Origin of the sequence: Allobosea sp. 2KB_26, assembly GCF_052115715.1 — a bacterium.
Classification (GTDB): Bacteria; Pseudomonadota; Alphaproteobacteria; order Rhizobiales; family Beijerinckiaceae; genus Allobosea.
The window spans coordinates 105,453-126,392 of the sequence record NZ_JBFRHE010000004.1 but is presented as its reverse complement, the minus strand read 5'-3'; the positions used below and the strand labels follow the sequence as shown (position 1 = coordinate 126,392).

The 20,940-nt window shown below is 65.8% G+C and carries 20 protein-coding genes and 1 tRNA gene; 10 read left to right on the top strand and 11 right to left on the bottom strand.

The genetic code is table 11. The features are described 5' to 3' along the window. The first annotated feature begins 27 nt into the window (after positions 1 to 27). The 6 genes from AB4099_RS14060 (at position 28) to AB4099_RS14035 (ending at position 5,306) form a co-directional block, all read left to right on the top strand. Positions 28 to 417 carry a c-type cytochrome gene (locus tag AB4099_RS14060; protein ID WP_441478516.1) on the top strand — a complete coding sequence of 130 codons (390 nt, stop codon included), beginning with the start codon at positions 28 to 30 and terminating at the stop codon, positions 415 to 417. 437 nt (positions 418 to 854) lie between these two features. Next, the gene (locus AB4099_RS14055; RefSeq protein ID WP_441478515.1) at positions 855 to 1,670 is read left to right on the top strand and encodes a cytochrome c oxidase subunit II; all 816 of its coding nucleotides are present in this window, start codon (positions 855 to 857) and stop codon (positions 1,668 to 1,670) included. A gap of 63 nt (positions 1,671 to 1,733) precedes the next feature. Continuing rightward, entirely contained in the window at positions 1,734 to 3,494 is a 1,761-nt protein-coding gene (locus tag AB4099_RS14050; RefSeq protein WP_441478514.1) for a cytochrome c oxidase subunit I, read from the top strand. A 12-nt stretch (positions 3,495 to 3,506) separates the two neighbouring features. Further along, on the top strand, positions 3,507 to 4,226 hold the full coding sequence (locus AB4099_RS14045; protein WP_441478513.1) for a cytochrome c oxidase subunit 3: 720 nt from the start codon (positions 3,507 to 3,509) through the stop codon (positions 4,224 to 4,226). 12 nt (positions 4,227 to 4,238) lie between these two features. Continuing rightward, complete coding sequence (locus AB4099_RS14040) at positions 4,239 to 4,961, top strand: heme-copper oxidase subunit III family protein (RefSeq protein ID WP_113515642.1); 723 nt, start codon at positions 4,239 to 4,241, stop codon at positions 4,959 to 4,961. Positions 4,962 to 4,970: 9 nt separating this feature from the next. Beyond that, positions 4,971 to 5,306, top strand: a complete 336-nt coding sequence (locus AB4099_RS14035; RefSeq protein WP_113515643.1) for a cytochrome C oxidase subunit IV family protein — start codon at positions 4,971 to 4,973, stop codon at positions 5,304 to 5,306. A gap of 99 nt (positions 5,307 to 5,405) precedes the next feature. On the opposite strand, the gene AB4099_RS14030 is transcribed toward AB4099_RS14035, so the two are convergent. From AB4099_RS14030 to AB4099_RS14000, 7 genes are all read right to left on the bottom strand, one after another. After that, positions 5,406 to 6,800: an amidohydrolase family protein gene (locus AB4099_RS14030; protein ID WP_113515644.1), complete on the bottom strand. Its 1,395-nt coding sequence runs from the start codon at positions 6,798 to 6,800 to the stop codon at positions 5,406 to 5,408. A gap of 148 nt (positions 6,801 to 6,948) precedes the next feature. Beyond that, entirely contained in the window at positions 6,949 to 7,806 is an 858-nt protein-coding gene (locus AB4099_RS14025) for a LysR family transcriptional regulator (protein WP_113515645.1), read from the bottom strand. 249 nt (positions 7,807 to 8,055) lie between these two features. Further along, entirely contained in the window at positions 8,056 to 8,961 is a 906-nt protein-coding gene (locus AB4099_RS14020; RefSeq protein ID WP_441478512.1) for an NAD(P)-dependent oxidoreductase, read from the bottom strand. A 14-nt stretch (positions 8,962 to 8,975) separates the two neighbouring features. Continuing rightward, positions 8,976 to 9,248: a nitroreductase family protein gene (locus AB4099_RS14015; RefSeq protein WP_441478511.1), complete on the bottom strand. Its 273-nt coding sequence runs from the start codon at positions 9,246 to 9,248 to the stop codon at positions 8,976 to 8,978. Between the two features lie 98 nt (positions 9,249 to 9,346). Further along, complete coding sequence (locus AB4099_RS14010) at positions 9,347 to 10,327, bottom strand: LysR substrate-binding domain-containing protein (protein ID WP_441478510.1); 981 nt, start codon at positions 10,325 to 10,327, stop codon at positions 9,347 to 9,349. Positions 10,328 to 10,616: 289 nt separating this feature from the next. Then, positions 10,617 to 10,692, bottom strand: a tRNA-Ala gene (locus AB4099_RS14005). A 169-nt stretch (positions 10,693 to 10,861) separates the two neighbouring features. Further along, positions 10,862 to 11,260: a TIGR02300 family protein gene (locus tag AB4099_RS14000; RefSeq protein ID WP_113515648.1), complete on the bottom strand. Its 399-nt coding sequence runs from the start codon at positions 11,258 to 11,260 to the stop codon at positions 10,862 to 10,864. A 166-nt stretch (positions 11,261 to 11,426) separates the two neighbouring features. On the opposite strand from AB4099_RS14000, the gene aroA reads away from it, so the two are divergent. The 3 genes from aroA (at position 11,427) to AB4099_RS13985 (ending at position 14,307) form a co-directional block, all read left to right on the top strand. Further along, positions 11,427 to 12,767: a 3-phosphoshikimate 1-carboxyvinyltransferase gene (gene aroA, locus AB4099_RS13995; protein ID WP_441478509.1), complete on the top strand. Its 1,341-nt coding sequence runs from the start codon at positions 11,427 to 11,429 to the stop codon at positions 12,765 to 12,767. A gap of 23 nt (positions 12,768 to 12,790) precedes the next feature. Further along, entirely contained in the window at positions 12,791 to 13,417 is a 627-nt protein-coding gene (cmk, locus tag AB4099_RS13990; protein WP_441478747.1) for a (d)CMP kinase, read from the top strand. A 77-nt stretch (positions 13,418 to 13,494) separates the two neighbouring features. Then, the gene (locus AB4099_RS13985) at positions 13,495 to 14,307 is read left to right on the top strand and encodes a DUF1194 domain-containing protein (protein ID WP_441478508.1); all 813 of its coding nucleotides are present in this window, start codon (positions 13,495 to 13,497) and stop codon (positions 14,305 to 14,307) included. Between the two features lie 7 nt (positions 14,308 to 14,314). On the opposite strand, the gene hrpB is transcribed toward AB4099_RS13985, so the two are convergent. The 3 genes from hrpB to AB4099_RS13970 form a co-directional block, all read right to left on the bottom strand. Next, positions 14,315 to 16,822 carry an ATP-dependent helicase HrpB gene (gene hrpB / locus AB4099_RS13980; RefSeq protein ID WP_441478507.1) on the bottom strand — a complete coding sequence of 836 codons (2,508 nt, stop codon included), beginning with the start codon at positions 16,820 to 16,822 and terminating at the stop codon, positions 14,315 to 14,317. A 46-nt stretch (positions 16,823 to 16,868) separates the two neighbouring features. Further along, a complete protein-coding gene (locus tag AB4099_RS13975) occupies positions 16,869 to 17,657 on the bottom strand; it encodes a class II glutamine amidotransferase (protein ID WP_441478506.1) in 789 nt (262 codons plus the stop codon). Positions 17,658 to 17,749: 92 nt separating this feature from the next. Then, a complete protein-coding gene (locus AB4099_RS13970) occupies positions 17,750 to 18,229 on the bottom strand; it encodes a hypothetical protein (RefSeq protein ID WP_441478505.1) in 480 nt (159 codons plus the stop codon). 112 nt (positions 18,230 to 18,341) lie between these two features. Between AB4099_RS13970 and AB4099_RS13965 the strand changes: the two genes are divergently transcribed. After that, the gene (locus AB4099_RS13965) at positions 18,342 to 19,802 is read left to right on the top strand and encodes a sodium:proton antiporter (RefSeq protein WP_441478504.1); all 1,461 of its coding nucleotides are present in this window, start codon (positions 18,342 to 18,344) and stop codon (positions 19,800 to 19,802) included. A 126-nt stretch (positions 19,803 to 19,928) separates the two neighbouring features. On the opposite strand, the gene AB4099_RS13960 is transcribed toward AB4099_RS13965, so the two are convergent. Next, a complete protein-coding gene (locus AB4099_RS13960; protein ID WP_441478503.1) occupies positions 19,929 to 20,939 on the bottom strand; it encodes an Lnb N-terminal periplasmic domain-containing protein in 1,011 nt (336 codons plus the stop codon). Position 20,940: the final 1 nt, after the last annotated feature.

The following is a 20,940-nucleotide window of genomic DNA, read 5'->3' as shown; positions in this document are numbered from 1 at the left end:
CGAACCGAACTCGAAGGAGGCCCTTCGATGATACGCTTGGCCTTGACGACCGCCCTGCTTCTCCAAGTCCTTTCCCACCCAGTCATGGCAGCAGGAGACGCCACCACAGGCGAGAAGATCTTCCTGCGATGCCGCGCCTGCCACCAGATCGGCGAGACCGCGAAGAACGCGGTCGGCCCCAAGCTCAACGGCCTGCTTGGGCGACCGGCGGGGTCGGTCGAGGGCTACAGCTACTCGGCTGCCAACAAGAATTCCGGCATCACCTGGGACGAGACCACGTTCCGCGACTACATCAAGGCGCCCCAGGCCAAGATTCCCGGTACCAAGATGGTGTTCGCCGGCCTGAAATCCGATCAAGAAATCGATGATGTCGTTGCCTTCCTCAAGCAGTTCGACGCTGAGGGAAAGAAGAAATAGCCTCCCTCGGCGCTGAGCTGCGGCAATAGCGCAGCTGGCTCCCGTGGGGCCTCGATTGACAACCAGCGAACGCAGTCGGACAATATTCGTCGACCATAGGCTGAGAAGCAGAGCGCTTTGCAGCCTGGGCGGGAGCTTTGGCGTCATATGTGACGCGCAATCGTCTGACGGACCGGGAGGTTCGGCGATGGCGAGCAGGAAGCGACGCTTGAAACCGGCTGACGCGCTCGTCCGAGCCCGCGCCACGCGATCCCTCTGCGCCCTCCCTCCCGTCTGCCTTCCCGACCCGTTCATGCCGCTCCCTGACACCGCCATGAGCAGGCGGTCTCGTTTTCACGCCGACGAGAAGCCCACTTTCACGACGTCGCCACGCCTCGATCGCGTCGCGGCGCCCGCCGAACCCCGTTCATCGCCGCCATAGGCAAAGGTGACCGACCATGGGTGTTGCCGTCGTACTTGCGCTGGTCGTGATCGGCTCGGTGACGTTCCACCTGCTGAGCCCGTGGTGGTGGACACCGATCGCCTCCAACTGGCACTATATCGACAACACCATCATCATCACCTTCTGGATCACCGGCACGGTCTTCGCTGCCGTGGTGCTGTTCATGGCCTATTGCGTGCTCCGCTTCCGCCACCGCGAAGGACATCGCGCCGCTTATGAGCCCGAGAACAAGCGGCTGGAATGGTGGCTCGCGATCGGGACCGGTATCGGAGTCGCCGCCATGCTGGCGCCTGGCCTCGTCGTCTGGAAGCAGTTCGTCACCGTTCCAGCCGATGCTGCAACGGTCGAGATCGTGGGCCAGCAATGGCAATGGAGCTATCGCCTGCCCGGTGCCGATGGCCGGCTTGGCGCGACCGACGTGACCCTTGTCAGCGCCGAGAATCCGCTTGGCCTCGACCCCAAGGATGCGCGCGGGCAGGACGACATCATCATCCAGGGCGACCAGCTTCATCTCCTGCTCGACAAGCCGGTGAAGGTGCTGCTGCGCTCACTCGACGTCGTCCATGATTTCTACGTGCCCGAGTTCCGCGCCAAGATGGACATGATCCCGGGCAACGTCACCTATTACTGGTTCACGCCGACCCGCACCGGCACGTTCGAGGCGCTGTGCGCCGAACTCTGCAGCACCGGCCATACCTTCATGCGCGGGGGTGTCGTCGTCGAGCCGGAGAGCGAGTACCGCGCGTGGCTCCAGCAACAGAAGACCTTCGCGCAGCTCACTGCGGCGGCGCGAGCCCAGGCGAGAAACTAGGGATCGAAGACGGCCTCGCCTCCGGCGAGGCGTGCCAGCTGAAGAAGAGCGGGAGGCGGTTTGATGGTCGATGTGCCGAGTGACGCTGCCGTACCTCTATCAACCGCCGAGGTCGAGGATGTCGAGCTCTATCATCCGAGAAGCTGGGTCACGAAATATGTCTTCTCCCAGGACGCCAAGATCATCGCGATACAGTACTCGTTGACTGCGCTCGCGATCGGCCTCGTCGCCCTCGTCCTGTCCTGGCTGATGCGGCTGCAGCTCGGCTTCCCCGGCCTCGTCTCCTTCATCGACCCGGAGCGCTATTACCAGCTCATCACCATGCACGGCATGATCATGGTGATCTATCTGCTGACCGCCCTGTTCCTCGGCGGCTTCGGCAACTACCTGATCCCGCTGATGCTCGGCGCCCGCGACATGGTCTTTCCCTATGTCAACATGCTGAGCTACTGGATCTATCTTCTTGCCGTGCTGGTGCTCGTCGCCGGCTTCTTCGTGCCCGGCGGAGCGACCGGGGCCGGCTGGACCCTCTATCCACCGCAGGCGATCCTCCCCAACACGCCCGGGCAGCCCTGGGGCATCATCGTGATGCTGGTCTCGCTGATCCTCTTCATCATCGGCTTCACCATGGGCGGGCTGAACTATGTCGTGACCGTGCTGCAGGGCCGGACCAGGGGCATGACGCTGATGCGGATGCCGCTGACCATCTGGGGCATCTTCACCGCGACCGTGATGGCGCTGCTGGCCTTCCCCGCCCTCTTCGTCGGCGCGGTGATGATGCTGCTCGACCGGCTGATCGGGACGAGTTTCTTCATGCCGTCCATCGTGGCTCTGGGAGAACAGCTCCCTTATCGCGGTGGCAGTCCGATCCTGTTCCAGCACCTGTTCTGGTTCTTCGGGCACCCTGAAGTCTACATTGTCGCGTTGCCGGCCTTCGGGATCGTCTCCGACCTGATCAGCACCCATGCGCGCAAGAACATCTTCGGCTATCGCATGATGGTCTGGGCGCTGGTGGCCATCGGCGCGCTGAGCTTCGTCGTCTGGGCGCACCACATGTATGTCAGCGGCATGCATCCCAGTTTCGGGTTCTTCTTCGCGACCACGACGCTGATCATCGCCATCCCGACTGCCATCAAGGTCTATAACTGGGTGCTGACGCTCTGGCGCGGCGACATCCATTTCACCCTGCCGATGCTGTTCGCGCTCGGCTTCATCGTCACCTTCGTCAATGGCGGGCTAACCGGCCTGTTTCTCGGCAATGTCGTCGTCGATGTGCCGCTCTCGGACACGATGTTCGTCGTCGCCCATTTCCACATGGTGATGGGTGTCGCTCCGATCCTCGTCATCTTCGGCGCGATCTATCACTGGTATCCCAAGGTCACCGGCCGGATGCTCGATACCACCCTCGGGAAACTTCATTTCTGGATCACCTTCCTGGGCGCCTACCTGATCTTCTTCCCGATGCACTATATCGGCCTGATGGGCGTGCCGCGCCGCTATCACGAGATCGGCGACATGGCCTTCGTTCCAGCATCGACGGCGACGCTGAACGGCTTCATTACCGTCGTCGCCCTGATCGTCGGCGCCGCCCAGCTCATCTTCGTCTTCAATCTCGCCTGGAGCCTGAAGCGAGGCCAGCCGGCTGGCGGCAACCCCTGGCGGGCGACCACGTTGGAATGGCAGACGCCCGAGACACCGCCGGCTCACGGCAACTGGGGCAAGACCCTGCCCGTGGTCTATCGCTGGGCCTATGACTACAGCGTGCCCGGCGCCGCAGAGGATTTCCTGCCGCAGAACCAGCCTCCCGATCCGGCAACGGCGTAAGGAGGCGGCATCATGAGCGTCATCGTCCTGTTCATGGTCATGATGGCAACCCTCGCGGGCTGGTGGCTGTCGCATCAGCGGCTGACAGCCAAGCCCTGGCTCGAAGTCGGGGTCATCGACCAGGCCGGTGATACCGGGACGCGATCCCCCTTGATCGCCAAGCTCGGCCTCGGCGCCTTCCTCGCCGTCGCCGGCTCCCTCTTCGCGCTCCTGATCAGCGCCTATTCAATGCGCATGAGCATGGCGGACTGGCGCTCGCTGCCGATGCCGACCGTGCTCTGGTTCAACACCGGACTGCTGATGCTCGCCAGCGTCGCCCTGCATTCGGCGGTGATCGCTGCGCGCTGTGACGAACCAGCCAGCATCCGCTCCGGGCTGCTGGCCGCAGGGGTCTGCTCGCTGGCCTTCCTCGCCGGACAGGTGCTGGCCTGGCGCGAGCTCGCGGCTGCCGGCTATTTCAGCGCGGCGAACCCGGCGAGCGCCTTCTTCTATCTGGTCACCGCAATCCACGGCCTGCACATGCTTGGAGGTCTCGTGGCGCTGGGCCGGACGACGGCCCGGTCTTTCGCACCGACCGGGGGCACCCCCCAGGCATCGGGCACCTTGCGCCTCAGCGTCGAGCTCTGCGCGATCTACTGGCATTTCCTGCTGCTGGTCTGGCTCATTCTCTTCAGCCTGCTGATGCGCTGGACCGACGACCTGATCGAGATTTGTCGCGGATTGCTGAGCTAGGAGGCGCGACCGATGAACGAGCTATCGCCAACCGCCCTGAGGCCCGAAGGCACGCATCTCACCGGCTGGAGCAGTGTCGAGGCGGACTGGTCCGCGGATCAGCGAGCGTTCAGGACGGCCTCCTGGGGGAAGGCCATGATGTGGATCTTCCTGCTCAGCGACACATTCATCTTCGGCACCTTCCTGATCTCCTACATGACAGTGAGAATGTCGACCGTCGTGCCCTGGCCCAATCCGAGCGAGGTCTTCGCGCTCGAGATCGGCGGCCACCACCTGCCGTTGATCCTGATCGCCATCATGACCTTCGTGCTGATCAGCAGCAGCGGCACCATGGCGATGGCCGTCAATTTCGGCTACCGGCGCGACCGCCGGAAGACGGCGATCCTGATGCTGCTGACCGCGCTGCTCGGCGCAACCTTCGTCGGCATGCAGGCCTTCGAATGGTCGAAGCTGATCGCGGAAGGCGTCCGTCCCTGGGGCAATCCCTGGGGCGCCGAGCAATTCGGCTCGAGTTTCTTCATGATCACCGGCTTCCACGGCACCCATGTCACGATCGGCGTGATCTTCCTGCTGATCATCGCGCGGAAGGTCTGGCGCGGCGATTTCGACCAGGCGCGACGCGGATTCTTCACGAGCCGGAAGGGCCGCTACGAAATCGTCGAGATCACCGGCCTGTACTGGCACTTCGTCGATCTCGTCTGGGTCTTCATCTTCGCGCTGTTCTATCTCTGGTGAGAGGTCGACATGGCTCAGTCAAACACTCCGCATGGCGATACGCAGCAGCATCCGATCCGGCTCTATCTCGTCGTCTGGGCCTGGCTGTTCATCCTCAGTGCCTGCTCCTACATGGTCGATTACTTCGGCCTCGTCGGCTATCTGCGCTGGTCGCTGATCTTGCTCTTCATGGCGCTGAAGGCGGGGTTGATCGTCGCGGTCTTCATGCACATGGCCTGGGAGCGCCTGGCGCTCGCCTACGCGATCCTGCTACCGCCCGCGGCCTTGATGGTCTTCGTGGCGATCATGGTCTTCGAAGCGCACTACACGCTCTTCAACCGGCTCGCATTCTTCGCGACGGGGTGACGTGCCCGGCCGCCCTACGCGCTGCGCAACGGCCCAGCAAGGTGCTTCCTCTCCTGGCGGCCTCGGACAGGGCGCCAGGAGGGTGAGGACGGACCGCTATCAGGCGTTGCCGACGCTGCCATAGACCATGCGCCCGCGATGGAAGGTGGCGCTGCGTGCCGGCAGGCGGGCGACCGCCTCGGCGGAGCAACTGGCCCCGACCAGGGTGAAGGCTGCGTCATCGCCGGCCTTTGGCCAGACGCGATTGCCCTTGTCGTCCAAGGGCAGCACCCCGCCTGTGGAGATGGCCATGGCACGCGACAGCCGGAACTCGTCGCTACCCCGGTAGAGCTGAGCATACAGGTTGGCCTTTTCCAGCATGTCGGCGCAGCCGAAGGGTGACCAGTGATCGATCACGCTGTCGGTCCCAGTCATCACGAAGACGCCTGCTTCGCTCAGCCGCGGCAGCGGCATCATCAGGCTGCCGATCGGGACCGTCGAGGCGATGGTCATCTGCTGCGCGGCCAGGCGGGAGGCCGTCTCAGCCAGGGCCTCCGGAGCAAGCGTGGTGAGCGCGAAGGCGTGGCTGATGGTCACCTTGCCCCGCAGTGCCGGATTTTTCTCCACCGTATCGATCATGTGGTTGATCGCGGCCACCCCCGCCGGATTGGTCTCATGCAGGTGGATATCGACGCCCTTGCCGGTATCGAGAGCGATCTGGAACATCGCGTCGAGCGATTTCTGCATCGAACCGTCGACATTGGTCGGATCCAGCCCGCCGACATAGTGCACGCCCATCTGCATGGCTTCGCGCATCAAGCCGTCGACCTTGGAATGCAGCAGGCCGTGCTGCGGGAATGCGACGATCTCGCAGCTGAAATCGCTGCGGTGATTCTCCAGCGCGCGCTGCAGATGCTCCAGGCTTTTCAGCCCACTGACCGGATCGATGTTGCAATGGCTGCGCGCCACGGTCGTGCCCTTGGACTGCAGAAGGGCAATCAGCTGCTCGGCGCGCTGCTGCGAGGTCGGCAGGAGCTTGGGGAGCAGATCCTGTTCCAGCGCGATCATGTCCAGGATGGTCTTGCCCTGGCGCGGTCGCGGTGCCTGCCATGGGCCCCCATAGAACGTCTTGTCCAGATGAATGTGCATGTCGCGCATCGCCGGCAGCATGAGCTGGCCGTGCGCCTGATAGCGCGGCACGCCGGCGGGCGGGGCGGTGTTTGCCGGGTGCAGTGCGGCGATCTTGCCGTCCTTGATCTCAAGCGTGTGGAGCGTGGTGCGGGTGCCGACGACCGTATCACCGTCATACTCGAAGCCTGCTTCAAGCCGCACGTCGCTCAGATAGTAATGACGATCGGTCAGCGTGGTCGCGCCGGCCTCGGATGCGGGGCGGCTCGCGCTGGCCGGCGCAGCCTGTGCACCACCACCGGCCAGGCCGATGACGGCGCAAGCGGTGGTGAGTTTCCCGGTCTGGCCGAGAAAGCCCCTGCGGCTTTGGTGATGGACGCTTTCCACGTTTGTTTCCTTAAACTTGGGTCTGGGCGTTTCGGCTCCTAGATTACGAATGGGCTGCGTGGGTTGGCAGCGATATTTGCCAATGATGACTATTCGATTTGGCAATGATGTCCGTCGCGGGCAACGCAACGCCGTCACCCTGGCCCGCTCATCGTTCCAGCCGGCAGAACTCGGCTAGCCTTTCCGCCAGAACGACGGCCGCGGCAGGAGCGTTGTCGCGGTAGTACAGCGCCAGCTCGAAATCGTTCACCGGCGGCAAGCCTTCCGCTGTGCCCAGCGTGCGGTGGCCGGGCAGCCGGCAGCCGACCGGCAGCAGGGTCACGCCCAGCCCGGCGGCGGAGGCGGCAGCGAGGGCAGCCAGGCTGGCGCTGCTGTAGCTCACACGCCAGCGAATGCCGAGGCTGTCCAGCGCCTGGCAGAGCTCTTCGCGATAGAGACCGTTGAGCGGGAACACCGCCAGCGGCACCGGCGAGCGTTCGATGGCCGGGTGCGCCAGGCTGTCCAGCCACAGCAACGGTTCGAGCCTGGCGGCGCGCGGCGGTTGGCGGCGGCGCTGCTTGACCAGGATCAGGTCCAGCTCTTCGCGCTCATAGGCGCTGCGCAGATCGGCGCTGAGGCCGCTGGTGACGTCCAGCCGCAGATGCGGCTGCTCACGGCTGAATGCCGCCAGCAGGTCGACGGTTGGGACCGTAAAGTCCTCCGGCATGCCAAGCCGCAGCACGCCGTCGCGCCAGAAACCGGTCAAGGCGTCATGCGCCTCCTCGTTCAGGGCGATGATGCGTCGCGCATAGCTCAGCAGCCGCCCACCCTCCTCGGTCAGCTCAACCTGATGCGAGGTGCGCTCGAAGAGCGGCTTGCCCAGCATCTCCTCCAGGCGCCTGACCTGCTGGCTGACGGTGGACTGCGACAGGGACACGCGGTCGGCGGCGCGGGTGAAGCTCTGGCTCTCGCAGACCGCGACGAAGCTGAGCAGCAGCTGCGGGTTGAACATCGGATAGCGATTCATGCGCCCGCCGCCAGCATTTCATGGGCCGATTTGCCTGATACTAGGCGGTGCGGGCAGTCATGACCAAGGCGAAGGAAGCCTGCGCGCGAATGGCCATGGGTTGGCGTCGGACTCGCGGCCGCCGTATCCACTCCCTGAGCCAATCTGACCGGCTTGCTGCGCCGGCTCATTTTCTTGTTTGCCCGTTGGGTATCGGCTTCGCCCGGAGCGGTCTTCGCGATGTTTGGGGCTTCAGCTATAATTTTGCGACTATGAGGGCTCCGCCTTCTGCCCGGAGAGTGCGGCGCGTACGGCATCAAGCATCGCGAAGCCGTCTTCGGGCTCGGCCTGCAACGGCAAGCGTCCAAGTCGATCCTGCTGTAGAACGACGCCCTCGGTGACGGCCGGGTCGATGCCAAGCTCGCGAAGCGTCAGCGCGACCTCTCGCATTTCGGCGGCACGCCGGACGCCATGCTGCAGCATGCGGCTGACATTGTAGGGAACGACCGTTGGCCAATCGAGCCCGGGATAGCTGCGCCCGAGGGAGTCGAGGATCAACGGGTCGATTCCCGCGACGCGCGCAGCCATGAAACATTCATAGGTCAACGCCTCCAGTCCTTTGACCATGACGCTGCGGATCATCTTGATGATGGTTGCCGAGCCGATCTCCGGCCCTGCCAGCGCGAGCTCCATGCCGAAGCTCCCGAAGATCGCGATGAAGCTCTCGGCCGCCTCACCGGCGACCAGGCACCGTGTGGCATGGCGCTTGGGGTGAACCGGCGCCATGATCGCGAGGTCGATATAGGCACCCGGCGCGGCAAAAGCCGCGGCCGCCTCGCGCTTGCGGCCGGGCGATACCGAATTGACGTCGACGAAGACCTGGCCGGAGGTAAGACGCGACGCAGCCTGGCAGGCGGCGTCGAGGCTGTCGGCCGCGGTGACAGCCGAGAACACGAAGTCGGCGCCGGCCAGCGCGGCCTCGAGGCTGTCGGTGAGGCGGACGCCCAGGCGCTCTGCCGGCTTGCGGACGCGCTCCTGCGTACCCGCGGTGTCGAAGGCGGCAATCTCGACGATGCCGGCTTCGAGCAGGCCGCCGGCGAAGGCTTGCCCGGCCTCGCCGAAGCCGATGAAGCAAAGTCGCGGCGGGTTGGTGCGCGGGGAAACGGTTTGCAGCATGATGCTCTCCGCGATCAGAGAATCTGGCAGATATCGTCGAAGTCGAACCGCGCGGCGCGCGGTCTGACGCTCGCCGGGTCGCGATGACCGATATTGTTCAGGACATTGGACCTGACCTGATCGCCTGGGAAGAATTCGGCGTCCACGACATCATGCAGGCCCCCAGACATCGGGCCGCAATCGAGATCGAGCGCCCGCGCCGCCATCAGCAGACAGGTGCGCGCCTCACGGATGAGAATGTCGACGTAATGCTCGGATACGCACTGTCTTGAAGCCTGCGGAAGCATGAGCTGCGAACCCTGCGGATGTGACGCCGGAAGCTATCCGCAGGATGCCCGACGCGTCTTCGTCTGCTGGTTCACAAGAGCTATAAGTGCCGGGAATATCACGTGCCGGCGAGCGCATCCGGCGAGGCGCCGTCCTCGTCGAGCAGGCCGGTCGCCCGCAATTCGCGCAGATGATCGCGCAGCGCCGCCAGCAGGGCCCCGAGGCTCGGCGACCGTCGGCGATGGCGCAAGGTGATGATTCCGGCCGGCCGGCTGCCAGAGACCATCGGAATGGGCAAGATCCTGACAGCACCGCGGCCGAGATCCCCGGCGAGCATCAGCCGCGGAAGGACGGTGACGTAATCGCTCGACAGGACGAGCTCGCGGATGAAGGAAATCGAGGTCGAGCGTAGCGGCGCAGCCAGCATCTCCAACCCGGAATAGGCGATCACCGCGTCGATCTCCTGGCCAAGGCGCTGTTCCAGCGAGGGTAGCACGAGACCGAACTTACCGAGCTCGGTTCGCGGGCTGCCAGGGCGCCCGAGCAAGGGATGGCCGGCTCGTGCCAGGACCGAGATCGGCTCGTGATAGATCGTCTCGCGGTGAACATCATGCGCGGTCTCGAGCTCGTAGAGCCGCCCGACGATCAGATCGAGCTTGCCGCTCTCGAGCTGCGGCATCAGCTCGGCCGTGCGTCCCTGCACCAGCCTGATGTTCAGCTCGGGATTGGACGCGCGCAGCCGGCCGAGCGTCGGCGGCAGCACGCTCGTCGCAGCTGTCGGCAGGGCGCCGATGACCAGCGTGCCGGCCTGTCCCTGCTCGATCAGCCCGATATCGTCGGTGAGCCGCTCGACCAGCGACAGCATGGCCCGGCCGCGCTCGACAACGGCGCGGCCGAAGGGATTGATCATCACGCCGCGCGCCATCCGGTCGAAGATGGGATGGCCGACGATCTGCTCGACATCCTGCACCGCCTTCGACACCGCGGGCTGCGTGATGCTGAGCGTGTGGGCCGCGGCCAGGAAGCTGCCCTGCTCGGCCACGGCAATGACGATCTCGATCTGCCGCAGCTTCAGGCGCGCATTGATCTGCGATCGCATGGCCTGCCTCTCCCCATTGCAGGCAAGCCCTTTGCCCTAGTGCGGGGGCAATGACAAATTCGGGGAATCAGGCATCTCGCCGGCGCGCACCAACGAATCGCTGAGCTGTCGGCCGGTTGGGCCTTCCCGGCGAGAACGCCCGACATAGTCGGGCGACCGCAATGGTGATTCTCGGGAGCGATCTGTTCGACGGGCTCTGAGCAACCCTGAGGGCCGAGCGCGGCAACCCAGGATCACGGTCGCAGAGGCGACCCGCCACTCTCGATGATGTGATCCGGATCGGAAGATTTGGTGGAGCCAGGCGGAATCGAACCGCCGACCTCTTGAATGCCATTCAAGCGCTCTCCCAACTGAGCTATGGCCCCACGCTGGCCGATTGATTTGGGGGTCAACCGGCAAATTCCCGGACACCGCAGGAGTGGCTTCAACTTCGAAGCCCGGCGATGTCCGCGTCGTCACTGTCGCGACGGAGGGCTCTATAGGCGGGCTCGGCGGAAGACACAAGCACCTATATCGCAGAAATATTTTTTGTCCTCAGACGTCCTCGTCGCCCTCGATGTCGCCATCGATCAGATCGGAGACGTCATCATCGCCTTCCTCGTCCTCTTCCAGGAACGTGTCGTCTTCCTCGGCAGCGATGTCGTCCTCGACCTCGATGTCGTCCTCGCTGGTGACAACCGCGTCCTTCTCGCTCGTCTCGGCATCAGCCTCATCGAGAGAGACAAGCTCGACCGCGCCGTCAGCGGCCTCGGTCTCGTCCTCGTCATCCGCTTCCTTGGCGACAACCGCGGCCGCTTTGGCCTGCGGCTCGAACATCGAACGCGGGAAAGCCTGCCCCGTATAGGGCGAGACAATCGGGTCCTTGTTCAGGTCGTAGAATTTGCGTCCCGTGGTCGGGCAAACGCGCTTGGTACCAAGTTCCGGTTTCGCCACTGCGTCGGACCTTCATTCATTCATGTTTTGAAAAGCAGGCGCGTCCGTTAGTCGTGCCGGCCGGCCCTGTCAAATGCTGATTTCATTCACGTCTCGCGCGTGGCGCAGGACGGGTGGCCATGCTAGGCAGCCAGCGTCCAAGATCAAGCAGCCAGAGACGATCGACGTGGCCCACGCGCAGCACCCAACTCCCGTCACCGCCCGGGCCTCCGGCCCACTCTCCGGCCGTGTCCGGGTTCCCGGCGACAAGTCGATCTCGCATCGCGCGATGATCTTCGGCTTGCTCGCCATCGGCGAGACCAAGGTCACCGGCCTGCTCGAAGGCGAGGACGTATTGCGAACAGCCGATGCAGCCCGCGCGCTCGGCGCGATCGTGCATCATGACGGACCCGGCGCCTGGCGCGTCCAGGGCGTCGGCGTCGGCGGGCTGAGGGAGCCGGCCGGCCTGCTCGATTTCGGCAATGCCGGCACTGGCTCACGCCTGATGATGGGCGTTTGCGGCGCCCATCCGATCACCACCACCTTCGATGGCGACGCCTCGCTGCGGAAGCGGCCAATGCGGCGTATCCTCGATCCGCTCGAACTGATGGGCGCGACCATCCTGTCGCAGGAAGAGGGCGGACGCGTGCCGTTGACGATCCGCGGGCCGAAGGAGGCGCTGCCGATCACCTATCGCACACCGGTCGCCTCGGCGCAGATCAAGTCGGCCGTGCTGCTCGCCGGCCTCGCCGCCCCGGGCGAGACCACGGTGATCGAAACCGAAGCGACGCGCGATCATACCGAGAAGATGCTGGCGCATTTCGGGGCCGAGGTGCGGGTGACACCTGAAGGCGCCCATGGCCGGCGGATCGTGCTGAAGGGCCAGCCCGAATTGCAGGCGGCGCCGATCGTGGTGCCTGCCGACCCCTCCTCCGCCGCCTTCCCGCTGGTCGCTGCACTGATCGTGCCGGGCTCCGACATCCTGATCGAGAGCGTGATGACCAATCCGCTCCGCAGCGGGCTGCTGACCACGCTGCGCGAGATGGGCGCCGACATCACGGTCGAAAGCGAGGCCAATGAAGGCGGCGAGACGGTTGCAACGCTGCGCGTCCGCGCCGGCGCCCTCAAGGGCGTCGAGGTGCCGCCGGAGCGCGCGCCATCGATGATCGACGAGTATCCGGTCCTCGCGGTCGCTGCGTCCTTCGCCACGGGGACGACCCGGATGCGGGGGCTGCAGGAGCTGCGCGTCAAGGAATCCGACCGGCTCGCCGCAGTCGAAGCCGGGCTGAAGGCCGCGGGCGTGACCTGCCGGATCGAAGGCGACGACCTCGTCGTCGAGGGCGGAAACGGCACGGTCGCGGGGGGCGGCACGGCCGCGACCCATCTCGACCACCGCATCGCGATGAGCTTCCTCGTCATGGGGCTGGCGACGCAAAAACCGATGCAGGTCGATGACGGAGCGATGATCGCGACCAGCTTCCCGACCTTCATCAGCCTGATGAACGGGCTGGGCGCAGAGATCGCATGAGCCCTGCCGCGATGCGCAAGCGCCTGGTCATCGCCGTGGACGGCCCCGCCGCCTCGGGCAAGGGTACGCTGGCGCGGCGGCTCGCGGCCCATTACGGCCTGCCCTATCTCGATACCGGCCTGCTCTATCGCATGGTGGCCCGCGCAATGCGGGACGCGGGCAAGGATATCCATGATGCCGAGGCCGCCGCAGTCATCGTCTCGACATTCGATGAAAAGGCCTTCGCCGAGGACAGCCTGCGTGGCCGCGAGATCGGCGAGGCGGCATCCGTCGTTGCGGCGATGCCGGCGGTCCGCAAGGGACTGATCGACCGGCAGCGCCGCTTCGCCGGGCAGCCGGGCGGGGCCGTTCTCGATGGGCGCGATATCGGCACGGTGATCTGCCCCGAGGCTCCGGCCAAGCTCTTCGTCACCGCGACGCCGGAGGTACGCGCGGCCCGACGCCACAAGGAACTGGCCGGGCGCGGCGAGCTTGCCACCTTCGAGGGCATCCTGGCCGATATCAGGCGCCGCGATGCCCGTGATTCCGGCCGCAGCGATGCGCCGCTGAAGGCGGCGGAGGATGCGGATATCCTCGACACCTCGGCGCTGACAGTCGAAGAGGCGGTCGCGGCCGCGATCGCCATCGTGGACGCCCGCCGCGCGGGCTGAGCCTGCCGATAAATCAATCTTGGCGAGAGCCGAAACGAGGTGCACACTTCCGCCGCGCCCTGATGGCGGAGGTGGCGATGCGGCACGTGCTGTTCGGTCTCTTGAGTCTTGCGGCGGCCGGCTTCTGGACGAGCACGGCGTCGAATGCGCAGCCGGCGGCCACCCCGCCCGACGAGGTCGATCTCGCCCTCGTGCTGGCGGTCGACATTTCCTACTCCATGGATCTCGACGAGCTCGCGCTGCAGCGCGGCGGCTATATCGAGGCCTTTCGCTCGAAACAGCTGCACGACGCCATCGCCAAAGGCGCGCTCGGCAAGATCGCCGTGACCTATTTCGAATGGGCCGGCGGCAATTTCCAGCATATCGTCAAGCCCTGGACAGTCATCGACACGCCGCAATCGGCCATCGCCTTTGCCGAGGAACTGGGCGAGGCCCAGACGCGGCGCGGCCGGCGGACGTCGATTTCGGGCGCGATCGATCTCGGCATGCAGTTGCTCGAGCAGGCCAATGTCACCGCGATGCGCCGTGTGATCGACATCTCGGGCGACGGCGCCAACAATGACGGGCGCCCCGTTACCGCCGCGCGCGACGATGCCCGCGACAAGGGCATCAGCATCAACGGCCTGCCGGTGATGCTGAAGCAGGCGAGCTATTTCGATATCGACAATCTCGACGTCTATTACGAGGATTGCGTGGTCACCGGCATCGGCGCCTTCGTGATCCCGATCCGCGAGCGTCACCAGTTCGTCGATGCGACCCGCACCAAGCTGGTGCGCGAGATTGCCGAAACTCAGGCTGCCGAGGCTACCATCCAGAAGGCGCAGTCCAAGGAGCCGCGCGTGTCCTGCCTCTCGGGCGAGAGACAATGGCGCGACCGGATGGGAAATTGAGGGGACCTCAGGTGCCGCGCGGCTTCGCTCGCGTCGTCGGCAAAGCTGCGGCCGGATCGTCCGGCCAGAGATGGCGGGGATATCGGCCCTTCATGTCGGCCTTCACTGCAGCCCAGGAGCCGCGCCAGAAGCCCGGCAGATCGCGGGTCACCTGGATCGGTCGATGCGCCGGCGACAGCAGCTCCAGAACGAGCGGCACGCGGCCGGCCGCGAGCGAGGGGTGCTGGGCGAGCCCGTAAAGCTCCTGCACGCGCACCGAGATAGTCGGCCCTGCCTCGGCCGCGTAGTCGACGGCGAGATGAGAGCCGGTCGGTGCGGCGAAATGCGTCGGCGCCTCGGCATCGAGCCGGCGTTTCAGATCCCAGGGCAGCAGGCTTCCCAGCGCCGCGTCCAGGTCAGCCGGCTCGATCGCGGCAAGCGAGGTTCGCCCCTCGATATGGGGCGCCAGCCAGAGTTCCGGCTCTGCCGCGAGCCCGGCATCGGACAGGTCTGGCCAGGGATTGTCGCCGGCAGAGCCGGCCGCGGCCTGCTGCAGGAAGGCAGTGCGTTCGCGCAATTGCTGCTGTGCCTTCGTCCATGGCAACAACCCGACGCCCAGCGTCGCGACGCCAACGGCCAGCACCGCAGCGTTCTCCGGCGTCCCCCCAACCGGAAGCGGGCGCTCGGACAGGCTGATCGCGCCATAGCGCCTGATCGCGCGCGCGCGCAGGGCGCGGGCATTGCGGTCGAAGATCGTTTCCGTCCGCTCCTCCAGGCCGAAGGACGCGAGGCCCTCGGCGGCCTGACGCAGGACTTCGTCTTCACCGATCGCGGCACCGCCGAGGATTCGGGCCTGCTGTGCCATGCCCGTCATGTCCGCCACGACGATCCAGGGCTCGCGGGCGAGGCGCTGTGTCGGCTCCAGCGCCGCACCACGGCCATTGGCCAGGAGATACTGACCCGAACCCGGTGTGCGAAGCCTGGCGATTCGATCGGGATAGGCGAGCGCGAGCAGGAAACCGATGGAGCCCGGGGCGTCGCGGCCCGGCGGGCTCGCCTTCTGCGCCAACCGGGCCCAGCCCTCCGCGAGGCGACGCATATCGGCGGCGCGACCACCGCGCTCCCGCCCGAAGCGCTCGGCCCGCTCGGCGAGATCCGTCGCATCCCCGCCGAGCCCCCGCTCGACCAGCAGCGCCGCCAGTTCCGCCGCTGCCCTGGCCTGGCCGAAACGCGCGGCGACGACGACCATACGGGCGAGGCGTGGCGGCAACGGCAAGGCCTGCAAGGCCCGGCCGTCGGCGGTGATGCGGCCATCCTCGGCGAGTGCGCCAAGATTGAGCAGCAGCGCCCGCGCCTCCTTCAGGGCAGGGGCTGGCGGCTGGTCGAGAAAGGCAAGCGATGTCGGATCGGCGACGCCCCAGGCCGCGCAATCAAGCAGCAGCGGCGCGAGATCCGCAGAGAGGATTTCGGGCCGGGCGAAGGCTTCCAGCGCGCCGGTGCCAGCCTCCTCCCAGAGGCGGTAGCACACGCCCGGTTCGGTGCGGCCGGCGCGGCCGCGGCGCTGGTCGGCGGCGGCGCGACTGACCCGGCGGGTCTCGAGACGGGTCACGCCGATATCCGGCTCGTAGACGGGGACGCGCGCGAGGCCGGAATCGACCACCACACGCACCCCCTCAATGGTGAGCGAGGTCTCGGCGATCGAGGTCGCCAGCACGATCTTGCGCCGTCCGGCCGGCGCCGGCAGCACGGCGCGATCCTGCTCGGCCTGATCGAGCGCGCCATAGAGCGGCGCGATCTCGACCGCAGGATCGCGCACCCGTTCGCGCAGCCGCTCCTCGACCCGCCTGATCTCACCCTGTCCTGGCAGGAAGACGAGGAGCGAACCCGGTTGCTCGTTCAGGGCCTGCTGCACGGCCTCGGTGACCTGGTCCTCGATCCGCTTCAATGGATCTCGGCCGCGATAGCGCGTCTCGACCGGATAGGCCCGGCCCTGCGATTCGATGACCGGCGCGGCACCGAGCAGATTTGCGACCCGCGCCCCGTCTAGCGTGGCCGACATCACCAGGATGCGCAGGTCCTCGCGCAACCCGCCTTGCACGTCGAGCGCCAGGGCGAGACCGAAATCGGCGTCGAGCGAGCGTTCGTGGAATTCGTCAAAGAGCACGGCGGCGATGCCGTCGAGCGCCGGATCGTCGAGAATCATCCGGGCGAAGACCCCCTCGGTGACGACCTCGATCCGCGTCTTCGGCCCAATCTTCGATCCGAGCCGGACACGCAAGCCAACCGTGTCGCCCACGCGCTCCCCCAGCGTCTGCGCCATGCGGCCGGCAGCGCCGCGAGCCGCGAGCCGGCGCGGTTCGAGGATGATCAGCTTGCCGCCAGCCGCCCAGGGCTCGTCGAGCAGGGCGAGTGGGACACGCGTGGTCTTGCCGGCGCCGGGAGGAGCGACCAGCACCGCATTCGGGCCAGCACGGAGCGCCGCGGCGAGATCGTTCAGGACGGCATCGATCGGAAGCGGGGTATCGAAATCGCGCATGGCGCGATGTGACGCAGCCGGCGCGCGGACGCAAGCGATGGTGGACTCAGGCTGCCTGCCGAAGCCCGACCTCGAAGGGGCTGACCGTGATCGCGCCTGATTTCACCGACACCATCGAGTTGCATCCGAGCGCCTGCCAGCAGTCGCGCGCGGCATCGACCGGCTCGGACGCGACGACGATGCTGTCGCTGCGGTTGCAGATATAGAGCGTCGGCGGACGCGTATCGGACGACCAGCGCACGGCATGGATCGTCTCGCCATCGGCGAGCGCGGCGGCACAGCGCAAGGGCTCGCGAATGCCGGCCGCCTGCATCAGGGCCAGCGCCTCGCCCAAGGTCCAGGCCAGCGCTTCGCTGGGCGAATAGCCGTCCGCCATGCGGGCGAGCGCCAGCAGGAAGATCGCTTCCGAATCCGTCGTGCCGACACGGGCGGCATAGAGCGAATCGGGAATCAGGCTCTCGAGCTTGCGGCGGATCAGGGCGTAGCCGCCGATCTGGCCATTATGCATGAAAAGATGCCGGCCATGGACGAAGGGATGGCAATTGGCCCGCGTCGTCGCCGTGCCAGTCGCAGCACGCACATGCGCGAAGAAGAGATGCGAGCGCACCTGACGGGCGATCGAGAGCAGGTTCTCGTCGGACCAGGCCGGCCGGACCTCGCGATACTGCCCGGGCTCCGGCTTCTCGCCATACCAGCCGACGCCAAACCCGTCGCCATTCGTGCCGGTCTTGGACTCTTCGGCATGGAGCGACTGGTGAATCAGGGAATGGCAGGGCGAGGCGACGAAATCCTCAAGAAAGACCGGAACGCCGGAATAGGCGAGGAAACGGCACATGGTCGGTCCCGAATCAGGCTGCGGGCGGGACGCCGCATCGAGGAGATTATTCCACGAGAATGAACCGTGACATAACAAATCTTCCCCGAGCTCTACTCGCTGCAGGAAAAATCCAGCTTCGCTTCCTTGCGGCTCCTGCCGACCTTCACCTCGATCTCGAGCGGAGCGCAGGTGGCGCTGTCGAGCAGGAAGGCCTTGTGGATGCGTCCCTCCTCGCCGAAGAGGAATCCGCCATAGACGCGCCGGAGCAGGATCTTCTCGCCGGTCTTCGCCTTCTGCCTGACGGTGAGCGAGGCGAGGTCGCGGGCGATCTTGTCCGAGGATTTGGTGTTCTTCGCGCCGGTGAAGGCGAGCGTCACCAGGAGCGCATCGGCCGGCTCGCCGACCTCGCCCTCACCGATCACGGTATTGTGGAGCGCCTTCTTCGTCCCGACCAGGTCGTCCGAGAGCCTGCCGGTGCGCTCGAGGAAGAGCTGGACCTTGATCCCCTCGACCGCAACCTGGGCGAAAGCCGAAGACGAAGACGCCGCCAGAAGGCCTAGGCCGAACAGTGCGGAGAAAGCCGGTTGCATCGTCGAGGCCCCATCTGAATCACGCCCTATCGGCAGGATTGCGCAGCTATGCCATTTCGCCGTGAGGTTGCTAGCCCTCCGATCAGCCTTTACGCGACAACACAACCGGGCGATGACGGAAACCGCTCGATATCCGGATGGGGGGAGCGGGTCCGTGAAGACAGTGATTTCGCTTGCGGGCGCAGCTTTGGTGCTGTGCCTCATCCCCAGCCTCGCATTCGCGGCGGGCGATATCGGCGGGGCGACGCTCGGCGCGGCCTGGGCGCTCCCCTTTGCCGGCATGCTGCTTTCGATCGCGCTGGGTCCAATCCTGTTTCCGCATTTCTGGGAACTCAATTACGGCAAGTTCGCAGCCTTCTGGGCAGCGCTCGTGCTGGTGCCCCTCGTCCTCTTCCGCGGCTTCGATCCGGCGCTCGGATCACTGCTTCACACCGCGCTGCTCGAATATATCCCGTTCATCATCCTGCTCTTCGCGCTCTTCACCATTGCCGGCGGCATCCTGGTCACCGGGAATCTTCATGGCACGCCAGCGACAAATACGGCTCTGCTGGCGATCGGGACCGCGATGGCGAGTGTGGTCGGCACGACGGGGGCCTCGATCATCATGATCCGGCCGCTGCTGCGCGCCAATGACGACCGCCGCCACAACGTCCATGTCGTCGTGTTCTTCATCTTCCTGGTCTCGAATATCGGCGGCTCGCTGACTCCGCTCGGAGATCCGCCGCTCTTTCTCGGCTTCCTGCGCGGCGTCAGCTTCTTCTGGACGACCCAGCACCTTCTGCCGGAGACCAGCTTTGCGGTCGCGGTGCTGCTGGCACTGTTCTTCGCGCTCGACAGCTATTTCTTCAGCAAGGAAAAGGGGGCTCCAGCCCTCAAGGATCCGACGCCGGACCGTGCCATCAAGCTCTTCGGCAAGGTCAATATCGCGCTGCTCGGCGGCGTCATCCTCGCCATCCTGATGTCGGCGAACTGGAAGCCCGGCACTGTCTTCGACATCCATGGCGTTCATGTCGAGCTGCAGAATGTGGTGCGCGACGCGATCCTGCTCGGCCTCGCGGGACTCTCGCTCGCATTGACCCCGAAGCCCGTGCGGGCCGGCAATGAATTCAGCTGGGGGCCGATCAAGGAGGTCGCCAAACTCTTTGCCGGCATCTTCGTCTGCATCATCCCGGTGCTGGCGATGCTGCAGGCCGGCAAGGACGGGGCGTTCGCATCGCTCGTCGCGCTGGTGACGCATGCGGACGGAACGCCGAACAACGTCGCCTTTTTCTGGCTGACCGGCCTCCTCTCGTCCTTCCTCGACAATGCCCCGACCTATCTGGTCTTCTTCGAACTTGCCGGCGGCGACGCGAAAGCCCTGATGACGACGGGCGCGTTGACGCTGACCGCGATCTCGGCCGGCGCGGTCTTCATGGGCGCCAACAGCTATATCGGCAACGCGCCGAACTTCATGGTCTACGCCATCGCCAAGGATCGGAAGGTCAATATGCCGAGCTTCTTCGGCTACATGATGTGGTCAGGCGCGATCCTGATCCCGCTCTTCCTGCTGCAGACGGTGATCTTCTTCAGGTAGCCCGCAGCCTTGTGCGGCAGCGCGGCCCCGTGCCGGGCGCCCGCCGTCCTATGACGCGTGTCGCCGGTCGGCCGGACGAGGTGAGAGGATCGCTCCGCGCGCCCCCGCCCCCATGGCTGCGAGGCGCTAGGGCCGTCCCGTCGGCACGCCGTCGCGAATCCTCTGCGAAAACGCGGGATCGTCGAGGGAAAGCGTGCGCGCCCGTTCGCTGATCCGCCCGCGTCGAATCAGCTCGTCCAGCGGCATGTCGGATCGAATCGCGCCGATGCGGGCGAGATAGCCCGGCAGGTAGCCCGAGAGCAGCACGCGCGGATCGAGCGGCAGCGAGAAGGTCCAGCCCGGCGCAACCGAACCGACGAGATGATAGACCACCGTCGTGCAATTGGTCGTCAGCGTGTTGTACCAGCGCGGCTTCTTCGCCAGCCGGTTGATGTCGGCGGCATAGGCCAGCAGCACGTCGCGGGCCTGGGTCGGGGTAGCGGCGAGCCGGAAGAGCCTCACATCCTCGCCGCGCGCATGGGTGCGCAGGCCGACGATGTCGCGCTCGTCGGCGGCGACATAGGCCATCTCATAGGTCCGGAAGAAACCGGCCAGCGACGACCATTCCTCACCCTTCTCGCGCCGAACCTCGATCGAGAAGGTCAGCGGCAGGGAATCCGAGAAGGTGAAGCTGACGAGCAGATGCGCGATCGCCTCGCCGGACCAGTAGGACAGGAAGAGATCGGCGCCCTCGATCTTCGACAGGTCGAAGCTGCGCGTTTCCCAGTGCTGATCGTAATCGGTTTCGGTGCGCCAGCGGAAATGACGCAGATTGGTGACGGAGATGCGGTCGCCCTCGCGCGCGATCTCCGGCAGGCGCGCAAGCTCGGGGATCCAGTCGCGATCATGGGATGGCGACATGCTGTTCCACCAGCCGAGCAGGCCGAGGAACACGACGGCGAAGCCCAGTGGCAACCGCAGCGCGCCGGTCCAGATGCCGATCAGCCCGGCCAGAGCGGCAAAGCCGAAGGCGATGGCACCCATGATGGCCAGCGCGCCATTGAGGCGGAACAGCAGGAGACCGATGCCCCAAAGCCCCGCCCCGACGATGACGAGGGTGGTGAGAAGCTTCAGCAGAATCAAAAAGAGGCGGCTCATC

What these genes read in the sequence shown, in the direction of transcription:
- AB4099_RS14060 (WP_441478516.1), top strand. Translation starts at nt 28, where the DNA reads ATGATACGCTTGGCCTTGACGACCGCCCTGCTTCTCCAAGTCCTTTCC.
- AB4099_RS14055 (WP_441478515.1), top strand. Translation starts at nt 855, where the DNA reads ATGGGTGTTGCCGTCGTACTTGCGCTGGTCGTGATCGGCTCGGTGACG.
- AB4099_RS14050 (WP_441478514.1), top strand. Translation starts at nt 1,734, where the DNA reads ATGGTCGATGTGCCGAGTGACGCTGCCGTACCTCTATCAACCGCCGAG.
- AB4099_RS14045 (WP_441478513.1), top strand. Translation starts at nt 3,507, where the DNA reads ATGAGCGTCATCGTCCTGTTCATGGTCATGATGGCAACCCTCGCGGGC.
- AB4099_RS14040 (WP_113515642.1), top strand. Translation starts at nt 4,239, where the DNA reads ATGAACGAGCTATCGCCAACCGCCCTGAGGCCCGAAGGCACGCATCTC.
- AB4099_RS14035 (WP_113515643.1), top strand. Translation starts at nt 4,971, where the DNA reads ATGGCTCAGTCAAACACTCCGCATGGCGATACGCAGCAGCATCCGATC.
- AB4099_RS14025 (WP_113515645.1), bottom strand. Translation starts at nt 7,806, where the DNA reads ATGAATCGCTATCCGATGTTCAACCCGCAGCTGCTGCTCAGCTTCGTC.
- AB4099_RS14020 (WP_441478512.1), bottom strand. Translation starts at nt 8,961, where the DNA reads ATGCTGCAAACCGTTTCCCCGCGCACCAACCCGCCGCGACTTTGCTTC.
- AB4099_RS14015 (WP_441478511.1), bottom strand. Translation starts at nt 9,248, where the DNA reads ATGCTTCCGCAGGCTTCAAGACAGTGCGTATCCGAGCATTACGTCGAC.
- AB4099_RS14010 (WP_441478510.1), bottom strand. Translation starts at nt 10,327, where the DNA reads ATGCGATCGCAGATCAATGCGCGCCTGAAGCTGCGGCAGATCGAGATC.
- AB4099_RS13985 (WP_441478508.1), top strand. Translation starts at nt 13,495, where the DNA reads ATGCGGCACGTGCTGTTCGGTCTCTTGAGTCTTGCGGCGGCCGGCTTC.
- hrpB (WP_441478507.1), bottom strand. Translation starts at nt 16,822, where the DNA reads ATGCGCGATTTCGATACCCCGCTTCCGATCGATGCCGTCCTGAACGAT.
- AB4099_RS13975 (WP_441478506.1), bottom strand. Translation starts at nt 17,657, where the DNA reads ATGTGCCGTTTCCTCGCCTATTCCGGCGTTCCGGTCTTTCTTGAGGAT.
- AB4099_RS13970 (WP_441478505.1), bottom strand. Translation starts at nt 18,229, where the DNA reads ATGCAACCGGCTTTCTCCGCACTGTTCGGCCTAGGCCTTCTGGCGGCG.
- AB4099_RS13965 (WP_441478504.1), top strand. Translation starts at nt 18,342, where the DNA reads ATGACGGAAACCGCTCGATATCCGGATGGGGGGAGCGGGTCCGTGAAG.
- AB4099_RS13960 (WP_441478503.1), bottom strand. Translation starts at nt 20,939, where the DNA reads ATGAGCCGCCTCTTTTTGATTCTGCTGAAGCTTCTCACCACCCTCGTC.